We start from the raw sequence: 17,207 nt of genomic DNA, 5'->3' as shown, positions 1-17,207 counted from the left end.
GAAGAAACGTCAGGCGACGATCATCGGCCAGAGTGTCAGGACCAGGGCGGCGACCGAGGCACAGACGGCGACGGTGACGGCGGCGACCACCCAGGGCCGGGTTCCGGCCTTCTCGATCACTAACGTCTGAGATTGCGGTGGGTTCTGCGCCAGATGCGACAGAGCCTTCAGCGTGGCGAGAGCCTCCTCGATGGTCTCCTTGATCTGGGCCTGCGGCCCCAGTTCGCGCTTGATCCAGCGCTCGACCACCGGCTTGGCCGCCTCCCACAGGTCGTGGTCAGGATTGAGACGACGGGCGACGCCTTCGACCGAGACCATGGTCTTTTGCAGCAGCACCAGTTCGGGCCGCATGTGCATGTCGAACAGGGCGGTGATCTCGAACAGCTGGCCCAGCAGTCGGCCCATCGACACCTGGCTGGCCTGACGGCCGATGACCGGCTCGCCGACCGCGCGAAGGGCCTGGGCGAAGGTGTCGACCGAATGATGCGGCGGCACGTAGCCGGCTTCGAAATGGACCCGGCTGATGCGGTCGTAGTCGCGGCTGATGAAGCCCCACAGGATTTCGGCCAGGTAGCGCCGCTCGGCCGGGCCCAGTCGCCCGACGATGCCGAAGTCGATGGCGGTGACCTGGGCCGGAGCGTCGGCGAACAGATTGCCTTCGTGCAGGTCGGCGTGGAAGACGCCGTGGTCCAGCGCCTGGACCAGGAAGCCGCGCACCACCTTGTCGGCCAGGGCGTCCTTGTCGAGACCGGGAAGGCTTTCCAGCGCCGGGTCGGTCATCGGCAGGCCGTCGGCCCACGCCAGCGTCAGCACCCGCTTGCCCACCCCGTCCCAGACGACGGCGGGCGCGCTCATGAAGTCGTCCTTGGCCATGACCTCGGCCAGTTCCGAGGCGGCGGCGGCCTCGAGCCGCATATCCAGCTCCAGCGACAGGGCGCGGGCGATGATCTCGACGAAGGCCTGGGGCTCCAGCCGCCGGGCGGGCTCGACGAACTTCTGCACCAGCTTGGCGCCCAGACGCATGGAATCCAGCCCGCGCGCCACGCGGCGCTCGACTCCGGGACGCAGCACCTTGACCGCCACCTTGCGACCGTCCGCCAGGTACGCCGGATGCGCCTGCGCCAGGGAGGCGGCGGCGACCGGCTGGCCCAGGTCGATGAACAGGCTCTCTACGGTGCGGCCCAGCGAGCGCTCGATCTCGGCGCGCGCCTCGTCCAGGGGGAAGGGCGGCAGCTTGTCCTTCAGTCGCCCCAGATCCTGGGCGAACTGGATGCCGAAGATGTCGGCGCGCGTGGCCAGAACCTGACCCAGCTTGATGGCCACGGGGCCGAGGTGCTCGAAGGCTTGCCCCACGCGCTGACCGGGGCGACCGGCGCGATGCTTGCGGCTGGCCGTCATCTGCACCAGTTGCGCGAACGGGCGGGTCCAGGCGGGCAGCAGCGGATTGACCTCGCGCGGGATCAGGGCGTCGTGACGCGCCAGCACCCAGCCCCAGCCGATCAGGCGGAAGGCGGCGCCCAGCGGGTCGCGGACGGGCTCCGGCCTCGGCGCGGCGGGCGGGGTCTTGACGGACAGCCGGCTCAGATCGCCCACCCGTGGTGGATGGCGGCGATGCCGCCCGACAGGTTGGTGACGCTGACGCGGCTGAAACCGGCGTCCTCGATCATCCGCTTGAAGGTCGACTGATCCGGGAAGCGACGGATGCTCTCGACCAGATACTGATAGCTGTCGCGGTCCTTGGCGACCCATTCGCCGATGCGCGGAATGGCGTGGAAGGACCAGGCGTCATAGGCCTTCCTCAGCGCGCCGGTCGTGGGGTGGGAGAACTCCAGGCAGATGAAGCGGCCGCCGGGCTTCAGCGCGCGGCGCGCTTCCTTCAGGGCGCCCGCCACGTCGGACACGTTGCGGATGCCGAAGCTGATCGAATAGGCGTCCAGGCAGGCGTCGGGGAAGGGCAGGTTCATGGCGTCGCCGACGCCCCAGGCCATCTCCGGCTCGCCGCCCTTGGCCACGCCGTTCAGGATCATCTCGGCGTTGTAGTCCATGACGATGACGGTGGCGTCCTCGCCGCCGCGACGCTGCTGGGCCGCGCGCGCCATCTTGGAATAGCGCCGCGCCATGTCGCCGGTGCCGCCGGCCATGTCGAGGATGACCTCGCCGGGACGGGCGTTCAGCTTGGCCGCCGTGGCGTCCTTCCAGAGACGGTGCACGCCCGCGCTCATCAGGTCGTTCATCAAGTCGTAGTTGGAGGCCACGGAGTTGAAGACCCCGCGCACCATCTGCACCTTTTCCTTCGCGTCCACGTCGCGGAAGCCGAAGGAGGAGGTCTTGCCGGAGGAGGGGGAGGGATCGGCCTGGGTCATGGATGCGGGTGTAACGCCTCGCGCGGTCGGCGTCATCCGGGGAAGCGTCGCAGATGACAGGCTGAGATTCGATCCTCCCCTGCGAAGCGGGGGAGGGGGACCGTGCGAAGCATGGTGGAGGGGGCGAGGGCTGGTTGCCCGTTTTTGGATTATGACGGCGGGCTGTGATGAAATGTGCTCGAGGTTGCGCGTGCATCCGCCCCCTCCACCGCTTCGCGGTCCCCCTCCCCCGCGGGCGGGGGAGGATCGACGTTTGTGCTGAGGCGGCCTCGCGGCTTGCCGCCCTCTCGGACGCGCGATACGCCTGAGCAAAATCAAGGAGACGCTCATGACCGCCGCCCTCGACGTCAACACCGTGCTTCAGGGCCTGCCCGACTGGCGCCGCGCCGACGATCCGCGCCCGGCCATCGTGCGCTCGCTGCGCTTCAAGGATTTCAACGCCGCCTTCGGCTTCATGACCCGCGTCGCCCTGCTGGCCGACAAGGCGGACCACCATCCTGAATGGTCCAACGTCTACAACCGCGTCGAGGTGCTGCTGACCACCCACGACGCCGGCGGCGTCACCGAGCGCGATGTCGCCATGGCCCGCTTCATCGACGAGATCGTCAAAGGCTTGGTCGAGTGAGCGCCCCTCGTCTTGGGCGCGTCGCGGGCAAGTCCGCCCTCATCACCGGGGCGGCGGGCGGTCTGGGTCAGGCCATAGCGCGGATGCTGGTGCGCGAGGGCGCCAAGGTCGCCGTCTCCGACCGCGATCTGGACGGCGTGCGGGCCTTGGCCGACAGCATCAACGCCGAAACCCCCGGCTCCGCCTTCGCCTATGAGCAGGACGTGACGCGCGAGGATGACTGGGTTCGCGTGGTCGCCGCCGCCGCCGAGGACATGGGCGGCCTGTCCATCCTGGTGAACAACGCCGGCATCGGCGGCCATCTGGCCTGGGCCGAGCAGGACACGCTGGACAACTGGCGGCTGGTTCAGGCGGTCAACATCGAGTCGGTCATGCTGGGCTGCAAGCACGCCATGCCGCATCTGCGGGCCTCTGGCGCGGGCTCAATCGTCAACATCTCGTCGATCGCGGGACTGGCGGCGGCGCCGGGCATGGGGGCCTATAACGCCACCAAGGCGGCGGTCTGGCTCTACACCAAGACGGTGGCGCTGGAGGCGGCCAAGGCAGGCTGGAACGTGCGCGCCAACTCTGTCCACCCGGTCTTCATCAAGACCCCGATCCTCGATCCCTTCGTCGCCATGGCCGGCGGCGACGAGACGACGGCGCACGAAAAGCTGGCGCGCGGCATTCCGTTGAAGCGCATCGGCGAGCCGGACGACGTGGCCTACTGCGTCCTTTACCTGGCCTCGGACGAATCCAAGTTCGTCACCGGCGCCGAGTTCAAGATCGACGGGGGCCTGACGGCGCAGTAAGGCCCCTCTCCTGCCCGCCTCAGCGCGTCGCGCCGGGCTTCCACAGGATGTCGGCGGCGCCGTTGGCGTTGGCCCGGCGGGCGGCGACGAACAGGTGGTCCGACAGCCGGTTCAGATAGCGGACCGCCTCCGGGTTCACCTGTTCCCCCGATTCCATGAGGCGGATGGCGTCGCGCTCGGCCCGGCGGCAGACGGTGCGCGCCAGGTGCAGATGCGCCGACAGGGGCGAACCGCCCGACAGGATGAAGCTGTCCAGCGGTTTCAGGCTCTCGTTCATCCAGTCGATTTCGGTCTCGATGCGCTCGACCTGCGAGGCGATGATGCGCAGCGCCTCCCATTTCGGGGCCGGCTCCAGCGGCGTGGCCAGGTCGGCGCCGAGATCGAACAGTTCGTTCTGGATTCGGCCCAGCATGGCGTCGATCCGGTCGTTCTGGCCACTGTTCAGACGAGCCACGCCGATGACGGCGTTCAGTTCGTCGACCGACCCATAGGCCTCGACCCGCAGGTCGGTCTTGGACACGGGTGCACCCGACGCCAGACGAGTCTGGCCGGCGTCGCCGGTGCGGGTGTAGATCTTGTTCAGCGTGACCATCGGTCAGCCCCCTCGAATAATCAGCCGCCGTGCGTGGCCTTCCACCACATCCCGCCCATCAGCAACAGCACCGCCACCGCCTGCAGGACGATGCGAAGGCGCATCAGCTTGTTGGAGTGCGATCGGGCGAAGTCGCCGCCGCGATACAGACTGTAGACCCCGAAACCGAGGGTGATGGTCACCGCCGCAATGGCGATCAGGATCAGGATGTCGAAGATTTCCATGTCCGCCTTCTAGGCCCGCTGCACGCCGCGCGCCAGCGTCCCGGCGGTCGCATCCCGCGCCGGCGCGATTGCGACCTATTCGCACACCCCCGTTGCCACGCCGCCACCCTTGATGTTGAGAAGCGCTCGCAAATCAACCGGGGCTGTTCATGTCTTTCTTCGCCGTTTCTCGCCGCTCGACCCTTATGGCCGCATCCGCCCTGGCCGTTCTCGCCACGGGTCAGGCCGCCACGGCTGAGGAACTGACCGAGCAACAGCGCCAGGCGACCACCACCGTCGCCGACGTCGTCGTCACCGCCTCGGGCTTCGAACAACGCATCACCCAGGCCCCGGCCTCGATCAGCGTGGTGCCGCGCCAGGAGATCGAGGAGATGCGCGCCGCCTCGATCGCCGAGATCCTGACCAATATCGAAGGCGTCGATGTCGGCGCCGCCGTCGGCAAGACCGGCGGCCAGACCATCAACATCCGCGGCATGGGTTCGGACTACACCCTGATCCTGATCGACGGCCGCCGCCAGAACACCGCCGGCAGCGTGACGCCGAACGGCTTTGGCGAGACCTCCAGCAGCTTCATGCCCCCGGTCTCGGCCATCGAGCGCATCGAGGTCGTGCGCGGCCCGGTCTCGACCCTCTATGGGTCTGACGCCATGGGCGGCGTGGTCAACATCATCACCCGCAAGGTCGGCGACGTCTGGGGCGGTTCGGCCTCGGCCAACTACACCCTTCAGGGCGACGACGATTTCGGCGACATCTGGGGTGGTGACTTCTACGCCAACGGTCCGCTGGTGAAGGACCTGATGGGTCTGGCCGTGCGCGGCTCCTACCTGACGCGCGAGCAGTCGAACCTGAAGTTCGAGAACGTCGGCGGCGTCGAGACCCCCGTCACCGGCTTTGGCCGCAGTTCGACCGAGAGCGAGATCTGGACCCTGGGCGGCCGCCTGACCCTGACCCCGCACGCCGACCACGACCTGTGGCTGGACGTGGACGTCTCGCGCCAGTGGTACGACAACGCCAAGGGCCAGATGGGCACCAACACCACCGCCGGCGGCTACGGCGATGCGCTGGAGTTCAACCGCGACCAATACGCCCTGGCCCATAACTGGCGCCTGCCGTTCGGCGTGCTGGAATCCAACCTGTCGTTCGGCAAGACCGAAACCATCGGCCGCATCATCCCCAACGGGGTGGCCGGCGCCGGCGGCGCGCGCGACCTGGTGTCGGAAAACACCATCTTCGACACCAAGCTGTTCTCGCAGTGGCGCAACCACACCTTTACCGTCGGCGGCCAGTACTGGGACGCCGAGATGGTCGACGGCGTGGCCCCGACGACGTTCGAGCACACCCAGTGGGCCCTGTTCGCCGAGGACGAGTGGCGCTTCACCGACAGCCTGGCCCTGACGCTCGGCGCACGTCACGACGACCATTCCAAGTTCGGCGCCCACTTCAGCCCGCGCGCCTATCTGGTGTGGAACGCCTCGCCGGAGTGGACCATCAAGGGCGGCGTCAGCCAGGGCTTCAAGACCCCGCGCCTGGAGCAACTGGCCGAGGGCATCAACGGCTTCGGCTCGCAAGGCCGCCTGCCCCTGCTGGGCTCGCCGGGCCTGAAGCCCGAGACCTCGACCTCCAGCGAGATCGCCGTCTTCTATGACAACGGCTCGACCTTCCGCGCCAACGTCACCGTCTTCAACAACGAGTTCCAGGACAAGATCGCCGCCGGCACGCCGGTCGCGAACTGCACCTTCGGCCTGACCAAGGCCCAGTACGACGCCGGGACCTACAACAAGACCGGCTGCACCGACGTCGGCTTCTGGGCCAACTACGCCACCTTCGGCCAGCAGGTGAACGTCGACGAGGCCGTGACGCGCGGCGTCGAGACGGCGGCGCGCTGGCGCTTCGCCCCCGACTGGACCCTGTCGGGCAACTACACCTACACCGACAGCGAGCAGAAGTCGGGCGCGGCCAAGGGCCAGCCCCTGACCGACACCCCCGAGCACATGGTCAACGCCAGTCTGCGCTGGAACGCCACGGACAAGATGAACCTGTGGCTGCGCGGCGAGTACCGTTCGGAGCGGTTCCGCGGTCTGGGCGCCGCCCGCGACGCCTGGGGCGACTACAAGGCCTATGAGCTGTTCCACCTGGGCGGGTCGTATGACGTGACCGAACGGGTCACGATCAACGCCACCATCTACAACCTGTTCAACAAGGACTTCGTCAGCCTGAAGCCCTACGGCACGCCCGTCGCCTATGCGCCGGAATACGCCAACAACCAGGAGCCGCGCCGCCTCTGGGTGTCCGTGACGACGACCTTCTGATTTCGGTTTCCTCCCCAAACTGACAGGGCCGCCTCCTCCGAGGCGGCCCTCTTTCTTTGCAGCTAAGCCGTTAGTCATCTTTGCCGGGCAGTCTGCCCGCCATGACTGATCGCGCCGTCCGCAATCTGGAACACCTGCGCCGCACCGCCTCCACGGCGCGCGTGCTGAACCTGCTCAAGGTCTTTGACGAGCACGGCGAGACCGACGACTGGGCCGAGCGCCCCATGTTCCGCACCCCGGCGCTGAACACCTCGCTGATCATCAAGCACAGGCTGCGCCGCAACGAGACCGACTCCTTTCCCGGACGCCGCCAGGTGGCGACCAAGGTGGTGGTGCCGATCGACAGCACCGACCTGAAGACCGGCGGTCGCTTCGTCTTCGTCAACCAGATCGGCTTCGAGCGGGCCATGCAGGAGGCCTTCGGCATCGCCCCCGACCATCCCGATCTGAAGACCCTGCGGCTGATGGATCAGCTGCCTTCGCTGGACCCCTTCCTGCTGCGCGAGCAACTGCGTCGCGGCGAGGTGGACGCCGCCCCCTGCTACTTCGCGCTCAGCGAAGCCGACCTTGAGAAGATGCTGACCTTCGTCCAGGCCGAGATCGAACCCCTGGTCACCCTCAGCATGGGCGGCGGGGTGGCCGCGGTCGGTTCGACCGCGCGCATGGCCACCAAGATCCTGTCCAACGCGCCCGGCGACCGGCTGGAGGCCCTGCGCGCCACGCTTCGGCTGGAGCCCGAGCAGTATCAGGAGGGCGTCTTCTGCTGGAAGGGCTTCCTCTACTACAAGTGGACCCTCGCCAGCCTGATGGCGGACATCGTCAACGTCGCCGACGACGTGGGAACGGTGAAGCCCGTCGGCCCCAGCGACCGCGCCGCCAAGGAATACATCGACCGCGGCCGCGCCGTCCTGCGCGGACGAATCATGAAGACCTGCGAAGAGGTCAGCCGGACCCTGCGCTATTACGACGACGCCTATGCGGGGCTGACGCGCGAGGGCAATCCCATCGCCTTCCGCGACTTCCTGCTGGAGGCCCCGACCCTGTTCGCGCGGCTGGGCGATCAGCTGGGCGCGGTGCAGCACATCGTCAGCTTCTGGCGCTTCCGCTTCGGGCCCAAGGCGCCGCCGGTCGGGGTCGACGAACTGATCGACATCTTCATGGATTTCGAAACCGGCCTGATGGGCCGCGAGATCGAGGCCTACGACCCCCGCGACGCGGCGTAACTCAAAAGCCGTCACCCCGGCCGCAGCGAAGCGAAGAGCCAGGACCGCCCAGGACGCCGCCGTCAGCGGTTCTAGCGGTCCCGGATAGCGGCTGCGCCGCTTCCGGGATGACAGCCAAGGTTTCATCCAAAGAAAAACCCCGCGCCGACGACGGCGCGGGGTTTCTGCTTTCGGACCATCAGGTCTTAGTAGCGGTAGTGTTCCGGCTTGAACGGGCCTTCGACCGGGACCGAGATGTAGTCGGCCTGTTCCTTGGTCAGCTGGGTCAGCTTGGCGCCCAGCTTGGCCAGGTGGAGGAAGGCGACCTTCTCATCCAGATGCTTGGGCAGGGTGTAGACCGAGTTCTCGTAGGACTTGGCGTTGGTCCACAGTTCGATCTGGGCCAGGGTCTGGTTGGTGAACGAAGCCGACATCACGAAGGACGGGTGGCCCGTGGCGTTGCCCAGGTTCACCAGGCGGCCTTCCGACAGCAGGATGATCTTCTTGCCGTCCGGGAACTCGACGTGGTGGACCTGATCCTTGATCTTGTCCCACTTGAAGTTCTTCAGGCCGGCGACCTGAATTTCCGAATCGAAGTGACCGATGTTGCAGACGATGGCGTTGTTGCGCATGGCGCGCATGTGCTCGACGCGGATGACGTCCTTGTTGCCCGTCGTGGTGACGAAGATGTCGGCCTTGTCGGCGACGTCTTCCAGGGTCTGGACCTCATAGCCTTCCATCGCGGCCTGCAGGGCGCAGATCGGGTCGATCTCGGTGACGATGACGCGTGCGCCGCCGTTGCGCAGCGAGGCGGCCGAGCCCTTGCCCACGTCGCCGTAGCCGCAGACCACAGCGACCTTGCCCGACAGCATGACGTCGGTGCCGCGACGGATGGCGTCGACCAGGCTCTCACGGCAGCCGTACAGGTTGTCGAACTTCGACTTGGTGACGCTGTCGTTGACGTTGATCGCCGGGAAGGGCAGCTCGCCGCGCTCGGCCATCTGGTACAGGCGGTGCACGCCCGTGGTCGTCTCTTCCGACACGCCGCCGATGGCGTCGCGGATGGCCGAATAGAAGCCGGGCTTCTCGGCGATGTAGCGTTTCATGACCGAGAAGAGGGCTTCTTCTTCCTCGTTCTGCGGGTTCGACAGGACCGAGATGTCCTTCTCGGCCTTCGGGCCGAGCACGCACAGAAGGGTGGCGTCGCCGCCGTCGTCCAGGATCAGGTTCGGATAGCCGCCGTCAGCCCATTCGAAGATCTTGTGAGCGTAGTCCCAGTATTCCACCAGGGTCTCGCCCTTGGTGGCGAAGACCGGCGTGCCGTTGGCGGCGATGGCGGCGGCGGCGTGGTCCTGGGTCGAGAAGATGTTGCACGAGGCCCAGCGCACTTCGGCGCCCAGGGCTTCCAGGGTCTGGATCAGAACCGCCGTCTGGATGGTCATGTGCAGGCTGCCGGCGATGCGGGCGCCCTTCAGCGGCTTGGCGGCGCCGAACTCTTCGCGCAGAGCCATCAGGCCCGGCATTTCAGTTTCGGCGATGGCGATTTCCTTGTTGCCGAAATCGGCCAGGGAAATGTCGCGAACGATGTAGTCGGTCATGAAGGGGTTCTCGCGGCGGGGATTTTCAAGGCGTCGCTATAGCGCGCCCGGCGCGTTGGGGCAATCAAGCCATAAGGATGTCTTTATATGAGCGCCGCCGCGACACGAACCCACGCGCTTACGTGTTTCTACGCAAACCTCTCTTAAGAGGCGCAATACCCCTAAGGTTCAAAGGGATAAGCAGGCGCGCTCCCCTGCGCCGGTACAGGTAGCGAGACGACATCATGGCGGGCGAAAACATCGACCACCGCATGAGCTTCATGGGTCTGGGCCAGGCCTCCAGCGGCTACCGCGCCATGGGTCCCCTGCTGCGCCGCGAAACGCCCGTGGCCCTGGCCGCCTTCTACGACCGGGTGCGGGCCGAGCCGACCACGCGTCGTTTCTTCCGCGAAGAGTCGCACATCGCCGCGGCCAGCAAGGCGCAGGAGCGCCACTGGGACGCCATCATCGACGGCCGCGCCGACGAGGACTACGCCAAGTCGGTGCGCACCATCGGCCATGTCCACGCCCGCATCGGGCTGGAGCCCCGCTGGTACATCGGCGGCTACAGCGTCATCCTGGCCCACCTGACCCGCGCCATCGCCGAGCGCCCCCGGAAGTTCTGGGCCAACAAGCGCGAACATGACCGCGTCACAGCCGAGGCCGTGTCCGAGCTGACCCAGCGCGTCATGCTGGACATGGACCTGGCCATCTCCATCTACCTCGACGTCCTGCAAGAGCAGCGCGACAAGGTCCAGGCCGCCCACGACGAGGCCGAAGCCCGTCAGACCGAGGTGGTCCGCGCCCTGGGCGCCGCCCTGCACGACCTGGCCGAGAACGACCTGTCGACCACCATTCCCGGCGTCTTCCCGGAACAGTACCGCAGCCTGCAGAACGACTTCCACGCCGCCACCCGCGCCCTGCGCACCGCCGTCCGCGCCGTGGCCGACAGCGTGCAGAGCCTGAGCGCCGGCTCCAACCAGCTGGCCACCGCCTCGGAAGACCTGGCCAGCCGCACCGAGCGTCAGGCCGCCAACCTGGAGCGCACGGTCAACGAGGCCGACGCCATCGCCCGCGCCGTGGCCTCGACCGCCGACAACGCCCGCCAGACGGCCGAGGCCCTGGCCGCCGCCCGCGTCGACGTCGAAGCCAGCAGCCAGGTGGTCGGCGAGGCCGTCGCCGCGATCCACGCCATCGCCGAATCCTCGAACGAGATCGCCCGTTTCACCAGCCTGATCGACGAGATCGCCTTCCAGACCAACCTTCTGGCTCTGAACGCCGGGGTCGAGGCGGCCCGCGCGGGCGACGCCGGTCGCGGTTTCGCCGTCGTGGCCCAGGAAGTGCGCGCCCTGGCCCAGCGCTCGTCGGAAGCCTCGGGCGAGATCCGCACCCTGATCTCGACCTCCTCGGCCCAGGTGGCGCGCGGCGTCGATCTGGTCGAACGCACCGGCGAGGCCCTGGATCGGATCGGCGGCCGGGTCGTGGCCATCGACGGCCTGGCCGGCGGCATCGCCGGCTCGGCCCAGGATCAGGCTGAAGGCCTGGCCCGCGTCCGTCGCACCATGGGCGAGATGGACGACATCACCCAGCAGAACGCGGCCATGACCGAAGAGGCCACCGCCGCCGCCCGCCAGTTGGCCAACGAAGCCGTCAGCCTGAATCAGCAGGTCGGCCGCTTCCGTCTGGACCGCGGCGGCGCCGCCCATCTGCGCGCCGTCAGCTGATCTCTCGCGTTTAGCGACTGGCGCAGCGGGCGAGGCCCGGCTTAACTTCCCCTCGGATCGAGGGGGAGTTTCGACCATGAAGACCATGCTGACCGGCGCCGTCTGCGCCCTGGCGCTTACTGCAGCCCTGGCCGCGGCCCCGCCCGCCTCGGCCCAAGCCACCACGCCCACGTCGACGTCGGGGGCCGTAACCCTGATCCAGGCCGGACGGCTTCTGGACCATCCTGGCCGCACGCCGCGCGGCCCCTCGACCATCGTCGTACGCGAGGGCAAGGTCGCCGAGATCCGCGACGGCTTCGTCGACGCCTCCGCCTATCCCGGCGCGACCGTGGTGGATCAGCGCGACCGCTTCGTCCTGCCCGGCCTGATCGACAGCCATGTGCACCTGGTCTCGGACGTGGCCGGTCAGGCGGGCTTCCTGGCCGGGGTCACCGATAGCCTGCCGACACGCGCCTACAGCGCCGCCATGAACGCGCGCAAAACGCTGATGGCCGGCTTCACCACCGTGAGGAACCTGGGCGACACGGGAGGCGTCACCCTGGCCCTGCGCGAGGAGACCGCCGCCCACCGCCTGCCCGGCCCCCGCATCATCGACGCCGGGAACAGCATTTCGACCACCTCGGGCCACATGGACAGTCGCCTCGGCTTCAATGACGACTTCCGCGAGCACATTGCCCACGACAACGTCTGCAACGGCGCTGAAAGCTGCCGCGAGGCGGTGCGCTTGCAGGTCGGACGCGGCGTCGACCTGATCAAGATCGCCACCACCGGCGGGGTCAACAGCCGCATCGGCGCCGGCCTCGGCGCCCAGATGTTCGAGGACGAGGCCAAGGCCCTGATCGACACAGCCCATCTGTACGGCAAGAAGGTCGCGGTCCACGCCCACGGCGTCGAGGGCATCAACCTGGCCCTGCGCATGGGCGCCGATTCGATCGAGCACGGCACCATCTTCGACGACGAAACCCTGCAGCTGCTGCGCCGAACCCGCGCCTATTATGTTCCGACCCTGTCGGTCGTGAACGGCTACACCGAACGCTTGGCCGCCGACCCCGAGGCCTATCCGCCGGAGGTCCTGCCCAAGATCCGCTGGCGCATCCAGATCACCGGCCAGTCGCTGCAGCGCGCCGTGCCCGCCGGGGTCCGCATCGCCTTCGGCACCGACGCCGGCGTGTCCAAGCATGGCCGCAACGCCGACGAGTTCGAGCTGATGGTCAAGAACGGCATGACCCCGATGACCGCCATCGAGGCCGCCACCGTCAACGCCGCCGACCTGCTGGGTCTGTCCGAAGAGGTGGGCGTGCTAGAGCCGGGCAAGCGCGCCGACGTCATCGCCGTGGCGGGCGACCCGCTGACCGACGTGACGAAGCTGAAGACCGTGGCCTTCGTCATGCGCGACGGGCGGATCTATAAGGACGAGCGCTAAGCCTAAAGGCCCTTGGCCCGGCGCCAGCGCCGCACCAGCCAAAGGTGCAAGGCGTGGGCGCCGATCCAGACCAGGCCCATGCCGATCAGAACGTCGAAGAACAGGTCGACGCCTTGGCGGCTCGGCCCCATCAGGCTCAGCAGGGCCGTTGGCATCAGGGTCAGGGCCGCCAGAACGGGGGTAAAGGCCAAGGCCAGGTCGCGAGGGGCGGACCAGACGGGTCGTCCGTCAAACCCCCACTGCATCGGTAATCGCTGCTCGCGCGCCAAACCCCGCGCAGCCCTCCACGACATCCCGGTCAGCACGGCGACGAAAAAGAGCGCAAGAAGAATGGAAGCCGTCGTCATGCGTGAACGTCATCACGCCAACGCTGTTCCTTCAAGTGCGCCCTACCGCCCCGGTCGCCGGGTCATGGCCGAGGCCGGGGCCAGTTGCAGGCCGCGCGCCTCAAGTCCTGCCGTCCAGCGGGCTGCGGCCTCAACGGTGACCGGGTAGCTGAAGCCGGTTCCGAGCGCCGCGCCGCGCGTCTTGGCGGCGGCTTCCAGGGCGGTCAGCTGGCCCATGATCGCGGCCGGGCTCTGCTGCTCGTCGATGATGCGGTCGGCGCTGGCGCGGGCGAAGGCGCCGGGCTTCCTGCGCATCGAGCCGTCGTCGAGGAAGGCCACGCCGCGCTGGCGCAGCACGGCCAGCATAGCGCCCATGCCCTCGTCCGAGGTCGCGAAGCGGTCGCCCAGATAGTTGGTCACGCCGAAGTAGCCGGTGGCGCGACCCAGCAGCCAGTCCAGCTTGGCCTCGACGTCGTCGGCGCCGCCGCTCGACAGCAGGGTGTAGGGGCCGGGATCATTGTCGGGATAGCCGGTCGGCTCCATCGGCAGTTCGATCATCACCTCGTGGCCCTGGGCGCGGGCCATGTCGATCCAGGCCTGCAGGCCCTCGGCATAGGGCACGAAGCTGAGCGTCACCTCGGCGGGCAGGCGCTCGATGGCGGCGCGGGTGGTCACGGCGTTCAGGCCCAGACCGCCGACGACCAGCGACACCATGGGCTTGCCGTTCGAGCGGAAGGGTCGGGCATAGGCCTGGGCCGGGACGCGGCCGTCGGGCGCGATGCGCGGCAGGGGGCCGTTGGGGCCGGGCGAGAACAGGCCCGCGATCGGCGCCTTGGGCAGGGGGTTGGAGGGCGCGCGCACCGGGGCGGCGATGGCCGATCCGCCCGCCACGCTGGCGCCGTCCGGCAGGGTGATCAGAGCCTCGCCCCCTGCGGCGCCATTGGGGTCCAGCAAGGCCGGATCGCCCAGATCCTGATAGAGGTCGAGCCCGCTCATGGCGAAGGCGTCTGCGCCGGTCGGGGCGGTTTCCACGGCGACGGGGCGTTGCAGGGCCACACGGGCAGAGGGCGCGCCTGCGCGCGGGTCGCCCATCACGGCGACGAACAGGACCCCGGCGGCCAGAAGGAAGGCGCCCGCCGCGCCCACGGCGACCGGCGGCTTCTTCAGCGCCCCCAGAACGGCGTCGAGGCCCAGGCGCGACCGCTCCTCCGGCGGCATACCGGCGGCGGCGGCGAGAGCGGACTGGCGCTTGGCGAACATGGACGGACGGCGCTCGAACGACGGTGAGAGGGCGGAGACCGCACGATGCGGTCTCCCTCGACCCTCACTTATCCCCAGCGCCGGTTAAGAAACCCTAACGGGCTGTTCACCACGTCGCCGAAGTCGGTCAGTCCTTCTTCGGCTCATTGCCCGGCGTGACTTCGGGACCGCGCGTCGGACGCTCGGAGGGCGCGTCCGTATCAGTCTGGGCGGTTTCGACCGGCTTGGAGCCCGGGGCGGTGACCACGACGTCGGCCGGCGCGGCGGCGAGTTTCGTCAGGTCGCCGCCTGCGCGCAGGACGTCCAGCGCCCGCTGCAGCTGATAGTCCTTGGTCTTGTCGAAGCCCTCGCCCGGCGCCTCGTGCGGGACGTGGGGCCCCTTGCGCTCGGCGCCGATGGAGGAGTCCAGCGCCGTGGCGTAGGCGGCCTCGGAATAGATGAAGCTGGAGCGCGAGACGATGCGGGCCTCGGCCTCGGAGCGGGCGACCTCCAGGTCCGGCTCGATGCCGATCTTCTGGATCGAGCGGCCCGAGGGCGTGTAGTAGCGCGCCGTGGTGATCGACAGGGCGCCGTCCGAACCGCCGCGCAGCGGAATGACCGTCTGCACCGAGCCCTTGCCGAAGCTGGTCAGGCCGACAACCGTCGCCCGTTCCTGATCCTTCAGGGCGCCGGCCACGATTTCGGACGCCGACGCCGAGCCGTAGTTGATCAACACCACAACCGGCAGGCCGCCGGTCAGGTCGCCGGGCTTGGCGGCGTAACGTTCGATCTGATCCGGCTTGCGGCCGCGCTGGCTAACGATCTCGCCGCGTTCCAGGAAGGTGTCGGAGACGTCGATGGCGGCGGTCAGCAGACCCCCGCCGTTGTTGCGCAGATCCAGGACGTAACCCTTGATGCCGGGCTTCTCACGCTTCAGCCGCTCGATGGTCTCGGTCAGTTCGCGGCCGGTGTTCTCGTTGAAGGTCGAGATGCGCAGATAGCCGAAGTCGCCTTCCAGACGGCCCGTGACGGATTCCACCTTGATGACTTCGCGGGTCAGGACCACCTCGCGCGGCTCCTCGCCGTCGCGCAGGAAGGTGACGGTGACGCTGGTTCCTATGGCGCCGCGCAGCTTGTCCGACACCTCTGACACCGTCAGTCCGGCGGCGTTCTGGCCGTCGATGGCGCTGATGACGTCGCCCGCCTGAACCCCCGCGCGGCCGGCCGGGCTGTCGTCCATCGGCGAGATGACCTTCACCAGCCCCCCCTCGGAGGTGATGGTCAGGCCGACGCCGGAATACTCGCCCGTGGTCCGCTCGCGCAGGTCGCCATAGGACTTGGGCGGCAGGTAGTTGGAGTGCGGGTCGAGCGCCGTCATCATCCCCGACAGGGCGGCCTCGATCAGCTTCTTATTGTCGACCGGCACCACATAGGCCTGCTCGACGATGCCCAGCACGTCGCCGAACATCTGCAGCATGCGGAAGGTCTCGTTGCGCGGGGTCTGGCTGGCCACAGCCGCCGCCGATCCGCCCAGGGCCAGGGCGGCGCAACCGATGAGAAGCAGTTTACGCATTCGGTGTCTTTCCATCGGACCCGCGCGGGCTCCGGTCGTCCAGGGAGGCGCGGGCGTTCGCACGCCAGCGTCAGATCAGCCGATACAATCAGCCTCGGCGCGGATTTGAAAGGACTTTCGCGCACAGGCGCGGCCTATTGCAGCCCTATTGCAGCCAGGGCGCGGGGTCGATGGGACGCTCGTCGCGGCGCAGTTCGAAATAGGCCTCGCCGTCCTCGCCGGTGCGGCCCAGGGCCTGACCGTCGGCGACGCGCTGGCCGGTGTCCACCGACAGCTGATCCAGCCCGGCCACGACCACGCGCCAGCCGGGGCCGAGATCCAGGATGACCACCTCGCCCCATTCCTTCAGCGGCCCGGCGTAGGCGACACGGGCGGGGGCAGGCGCCGCGATGACCTCGTGGCTGGAGCGCCAGCGCCAGCCGCTGGAGCCGCCGCCGAACCGCTGCGAGGGCGCGCCCTGCACCGGCGCGGTCAGGCGGCTGCGTCCAGCCGGCAGACGCGCGGCGGGGGCCTCCGTCACAGCCTCGGCCACGAGGGGCGCCTGTCCGCCCAGTTCGCGGATGCGGGCCTCCAGCGACCGGGTGGCGCGCTCGGCGCGGGCGGCCTCGGCGCGCAGCACAGCGCGCAGGGCGATCTTCCTTGCCGACAGGCTCTCGATCTCGGCGCGCCGGTCGCCCTGGGCGCTCTCGACGGTGAACAGGCGTTCGCTGGACAGGGCGGCCAGGCGGCGGATGCGGATGACCTCGGCCTGACGCTCGACCAGGGTCTTCGCCCGCGCCTGCAGCTCGGGCGTCATGGCGCGGATCAGGATGGAGGCGCGCACCGTGTCCACCGCCTTGTCCGCCGGGATCAGCAAGGGCGGGGGCGGCTTGCGGCTCATCATCTGCAGGGCCGACAGCAGACGGCCCTGCCCCGCCCGTTCGCGCGACAAGGAGGCGACCAGGGCGGCCTCGCGGTCGCCCAGCTCCTTGAGGCGCGCGCGCTGGGATTCCAGCTGCACGTCGTCCGCCGCCTCGGCGCGGCGCAGTTCGGCCAGTTGCCGGTCCAGATCGACCACCTCGTCCCCGGCGGCGGCGGCTTCGGCGCGCAGGCGCCGCGCGCGCGCGGTCTCGTCGCGATACTCGGCCTGAAGCCGGGTCAGTTCAAGATTGGGCGCGGCCGCGCGCTGGCTGGACGCCGGCCCTGCGAGCAGCAGGGCCGCCCCCGTCGCCAACCAAAGAAGCCCCGCCCCCCGGCGCA

At 68.6% G+C, this 17,207-nt stretch carries 15 protein-coding genes; 6 read left to right on the top strand and 9 right to left on the bottom strand.

All coding sequences use genetic code 11. The features are described from left to right. Positions 1-9: 9 nt before the first annotated feature. Positions 10-1,593, bottom strand: coding sequence for a 2-polyprenylphenol 6-hydroxylase (ubiB, locus tag B3K53_RS15390; protein WP_292085456.1), 1,584 nt, complete (start codon positions 1,591-1,593; stop codon positions 10-12). Continuing rightward, on the bottom strand, positions 1,581-2,363 hold the full coding sequence (locus B3K53_RS15385) for a class I SAM-dependent methyltransferase (RefSeq protein WP_292085454.1): 783 nt from the start codon (positions 2,361-2,363) through the stop codon (positions 1,581-1,583). Before B3K53_RS15385 ends, ubiB begins: the two co-directional genes overlap by 13 nt. Positions 2,364-2,691: 328 nt before the next feature. Here B3K53_RS15385 and B3K53_RS15380 point away from each other — a divergent pair, with 328 nt between their 5' ends. Then, positions 2,692-2,988, top strand: a complete 297-nt coding sequence (locus B3K53_RS15380) for a 4a-hydroxytetrahydrobiopterin dehydratase (protein WP_292085453.1) — start codon at positions 2,692-2,694, stop codon at positions 2,986-2,988. Further along, positions 2,985-3,779: an SDR family oxidoreductase gene (locus B3K53_RS15375; RefSeq protein ID WP_292085452.1), complete on the top strand. Its 795-nt coding sequence runs from the start codon at positions 2,985-2,987 to the stop codon at positions 3,777-3,779. Before B3K53_RS15380 ends, B3K53_RS15375 begins: the two co-directional genes overlap by 4 nt. A gap of 19 nt (positions 3,780-3,798) precedes the next feature. Here the strand turns inward: B3K53_RS15375 and B3K53_RS15370 are convergent, their stop codons facing one another. Together B3K53_RS15370 and B3K53_RS15365 are read right to left on the bottom strand one after the other, a co-directional pair. Then, entirely contained in the window at positions 3,799-4,371 is a 573-nt protein-coding gene (locus B3K53_RS15370) for a cob(I)yrinic acid a,c-diamide adenosyltransferase (protein ID WP_292085451.1), read from the bottom strand. A gap of 20 nt (positions 4,372-4,391) precedes the next feature. Next, positions 4,392-4,595, bottom strand: coding sequence for a twin transmembrane helix small protein (locus tag B3K53_RS15365; RefSeq protein WP_292085444.1), 204 nt, complete (start codon positions 4,593-4,595; stop codon positions 4,392-4,394). 149 nt (positions 4,596-4,744) lie between these two features. Between B3K53_RS15365 and B3K53_RS15360 the strand changes: the two genes are divergently transcribed. Together B3K53_RS15360 and B3K53_RS15355 are read left to right on the top strand one after the other, a co-directional pair. Continuing rightward, positions 4,745-6,904: a TonB-dependent receptor domain-containing protein gene (locus B3K53_RS15360; RefSeq protein WP_292085442.1), complete on the top strand. Its 2,160-nt coding sequence runs from the start codon at positions 4,745-4,747 to the stop codon at positions 6,902-6,904. Between the two features lie 101 nt (positions 6,905-7,005). Continuing rightward, positions 7,006-8,127 (top strand): hypothetical protein, encoded by a 1,122-nt coding sequence (locus B3K53_RS15355; RefSeq protein WP_292085441.1) that lies wholly within the window; start codon positions 7,006-7,008, stop codon positions 8,125-8,127. Between the two features lie 185 nt (positions 8,128-8,312). Here the strand turns inward: B3K53_RS15355 and ahcY are convergent, their stop codons facing one another. Beyond that, positions 8,313-9,704, bottom strand: coding sequence for an adenosylhomocysteinase (gene ahcY, locus B3K53_RS15350; RefSeq protein WP_292085440.1), 1,392 nt, complete (start codon positions 9,702-9,704; stop codon positions 8,313-8,315). Between the two features lie 224 nt (positions 9,705-9,928). Between ahcY and B3K53_RS15345 the strand changes: the two genes are divergently transcribed. Continuing rightward, positions 9,929-11,407 (top strand): globin-coupled sensor protein, encoded by a 1,479-nt coding sequence (locus B3K53_RS15345; RefSeq protein WP_292085439.1) that lies wholly within the window; start codon positions 9,929-9,931, stop codon positions 11,405-11,407. Between the two features lie 76 nt (positions 11,408-11,483). Continuing rightward, positions 11,484-12,830 (top strand): amidohydrolase family protein, encoded by a 1,347-nt coding sequence (locus tag B3K53_RS15340; RefSeq protein WP_292085437.1) that lies wholly within the window; start codon positions 11,484-11,486, stop codon positions 12,828-12,830. A gap of 2 nt (positions 12,831-12,832) precedes the next feature. On the opposite strand, the gene B3K53_RS15335 is transcribed toward B3K53_RS15340, so the two are convergent. The 4 genes from B3K53_RS15335 to B3K53_RS15320 all read right to left on the bottom strand — a co-directional run bounded on the left by B3K53_RS15335 (position 12,833) and on the right by B3K53_RS15320 (position 17,181). Continuing rightward, on the bottom strand, positions 12,833-13,177 hold the full coding sequence (locus B3K53_RS15335) for a hypothetical protein (RefSeq protein ID WP_292085435.1): 345 nt from the start codon (positions 13,175-13,177) through the stop codon (positions 12,833-12,835). Positions 13,178-13,219: 42 nt separating this feature from the next. Beyond that, entirely contained in the window at positions 13,220-14,416 is a 1,197-nt protein-coding gene (locus B3K53_RS15330) for a divergent polysaccharide deacetylase family protein (protein ID WP_292085433.1), read from the bottom strand. A gap of 127 nt (positions 14,417-14,543) precedes the next feature. Continuing rightward, positions 14,544-15,968, bottom strand: a complete 1,425-nt coding sequence (locus B3K53_RS15325) for a S41 family peptidase (RefSeq protein WP_292085432.1) — start codon at positions 15,966-15,968, stop codon at positions 14,544-14,546. A gap of 145 nt (positions 15,969-16,113) precedes the next feature. Next, the gene (locus B3K53_RS15320) at positions 16,114-17,181 is read right to left on the bottom strand and encodes a murein hydrolase activator EnvC family protein (RefSeq protein WP_292085431.1); all 1,068 of its coding nucleotides are present in this window, start codon (positions 17,179-17,181) and stop codon (positions 16,114-16,116) included. Positions 17,182-17,207: the final 26 nt, after the last annotated feature.

The organism is Brevundimonas sp. UBA7506 (assembly GCF_002479495.1).
Lineage (GTDB): Bacteria > Pseudomonadota > Alphaproteobacteria > Caulobacterales > Caulobacteraceae > Brevundimonas.
Note: the sequence above shows the minus strand (reverse complement) of the source record. Positions and strands in the feature narration are given on the sequence as shown.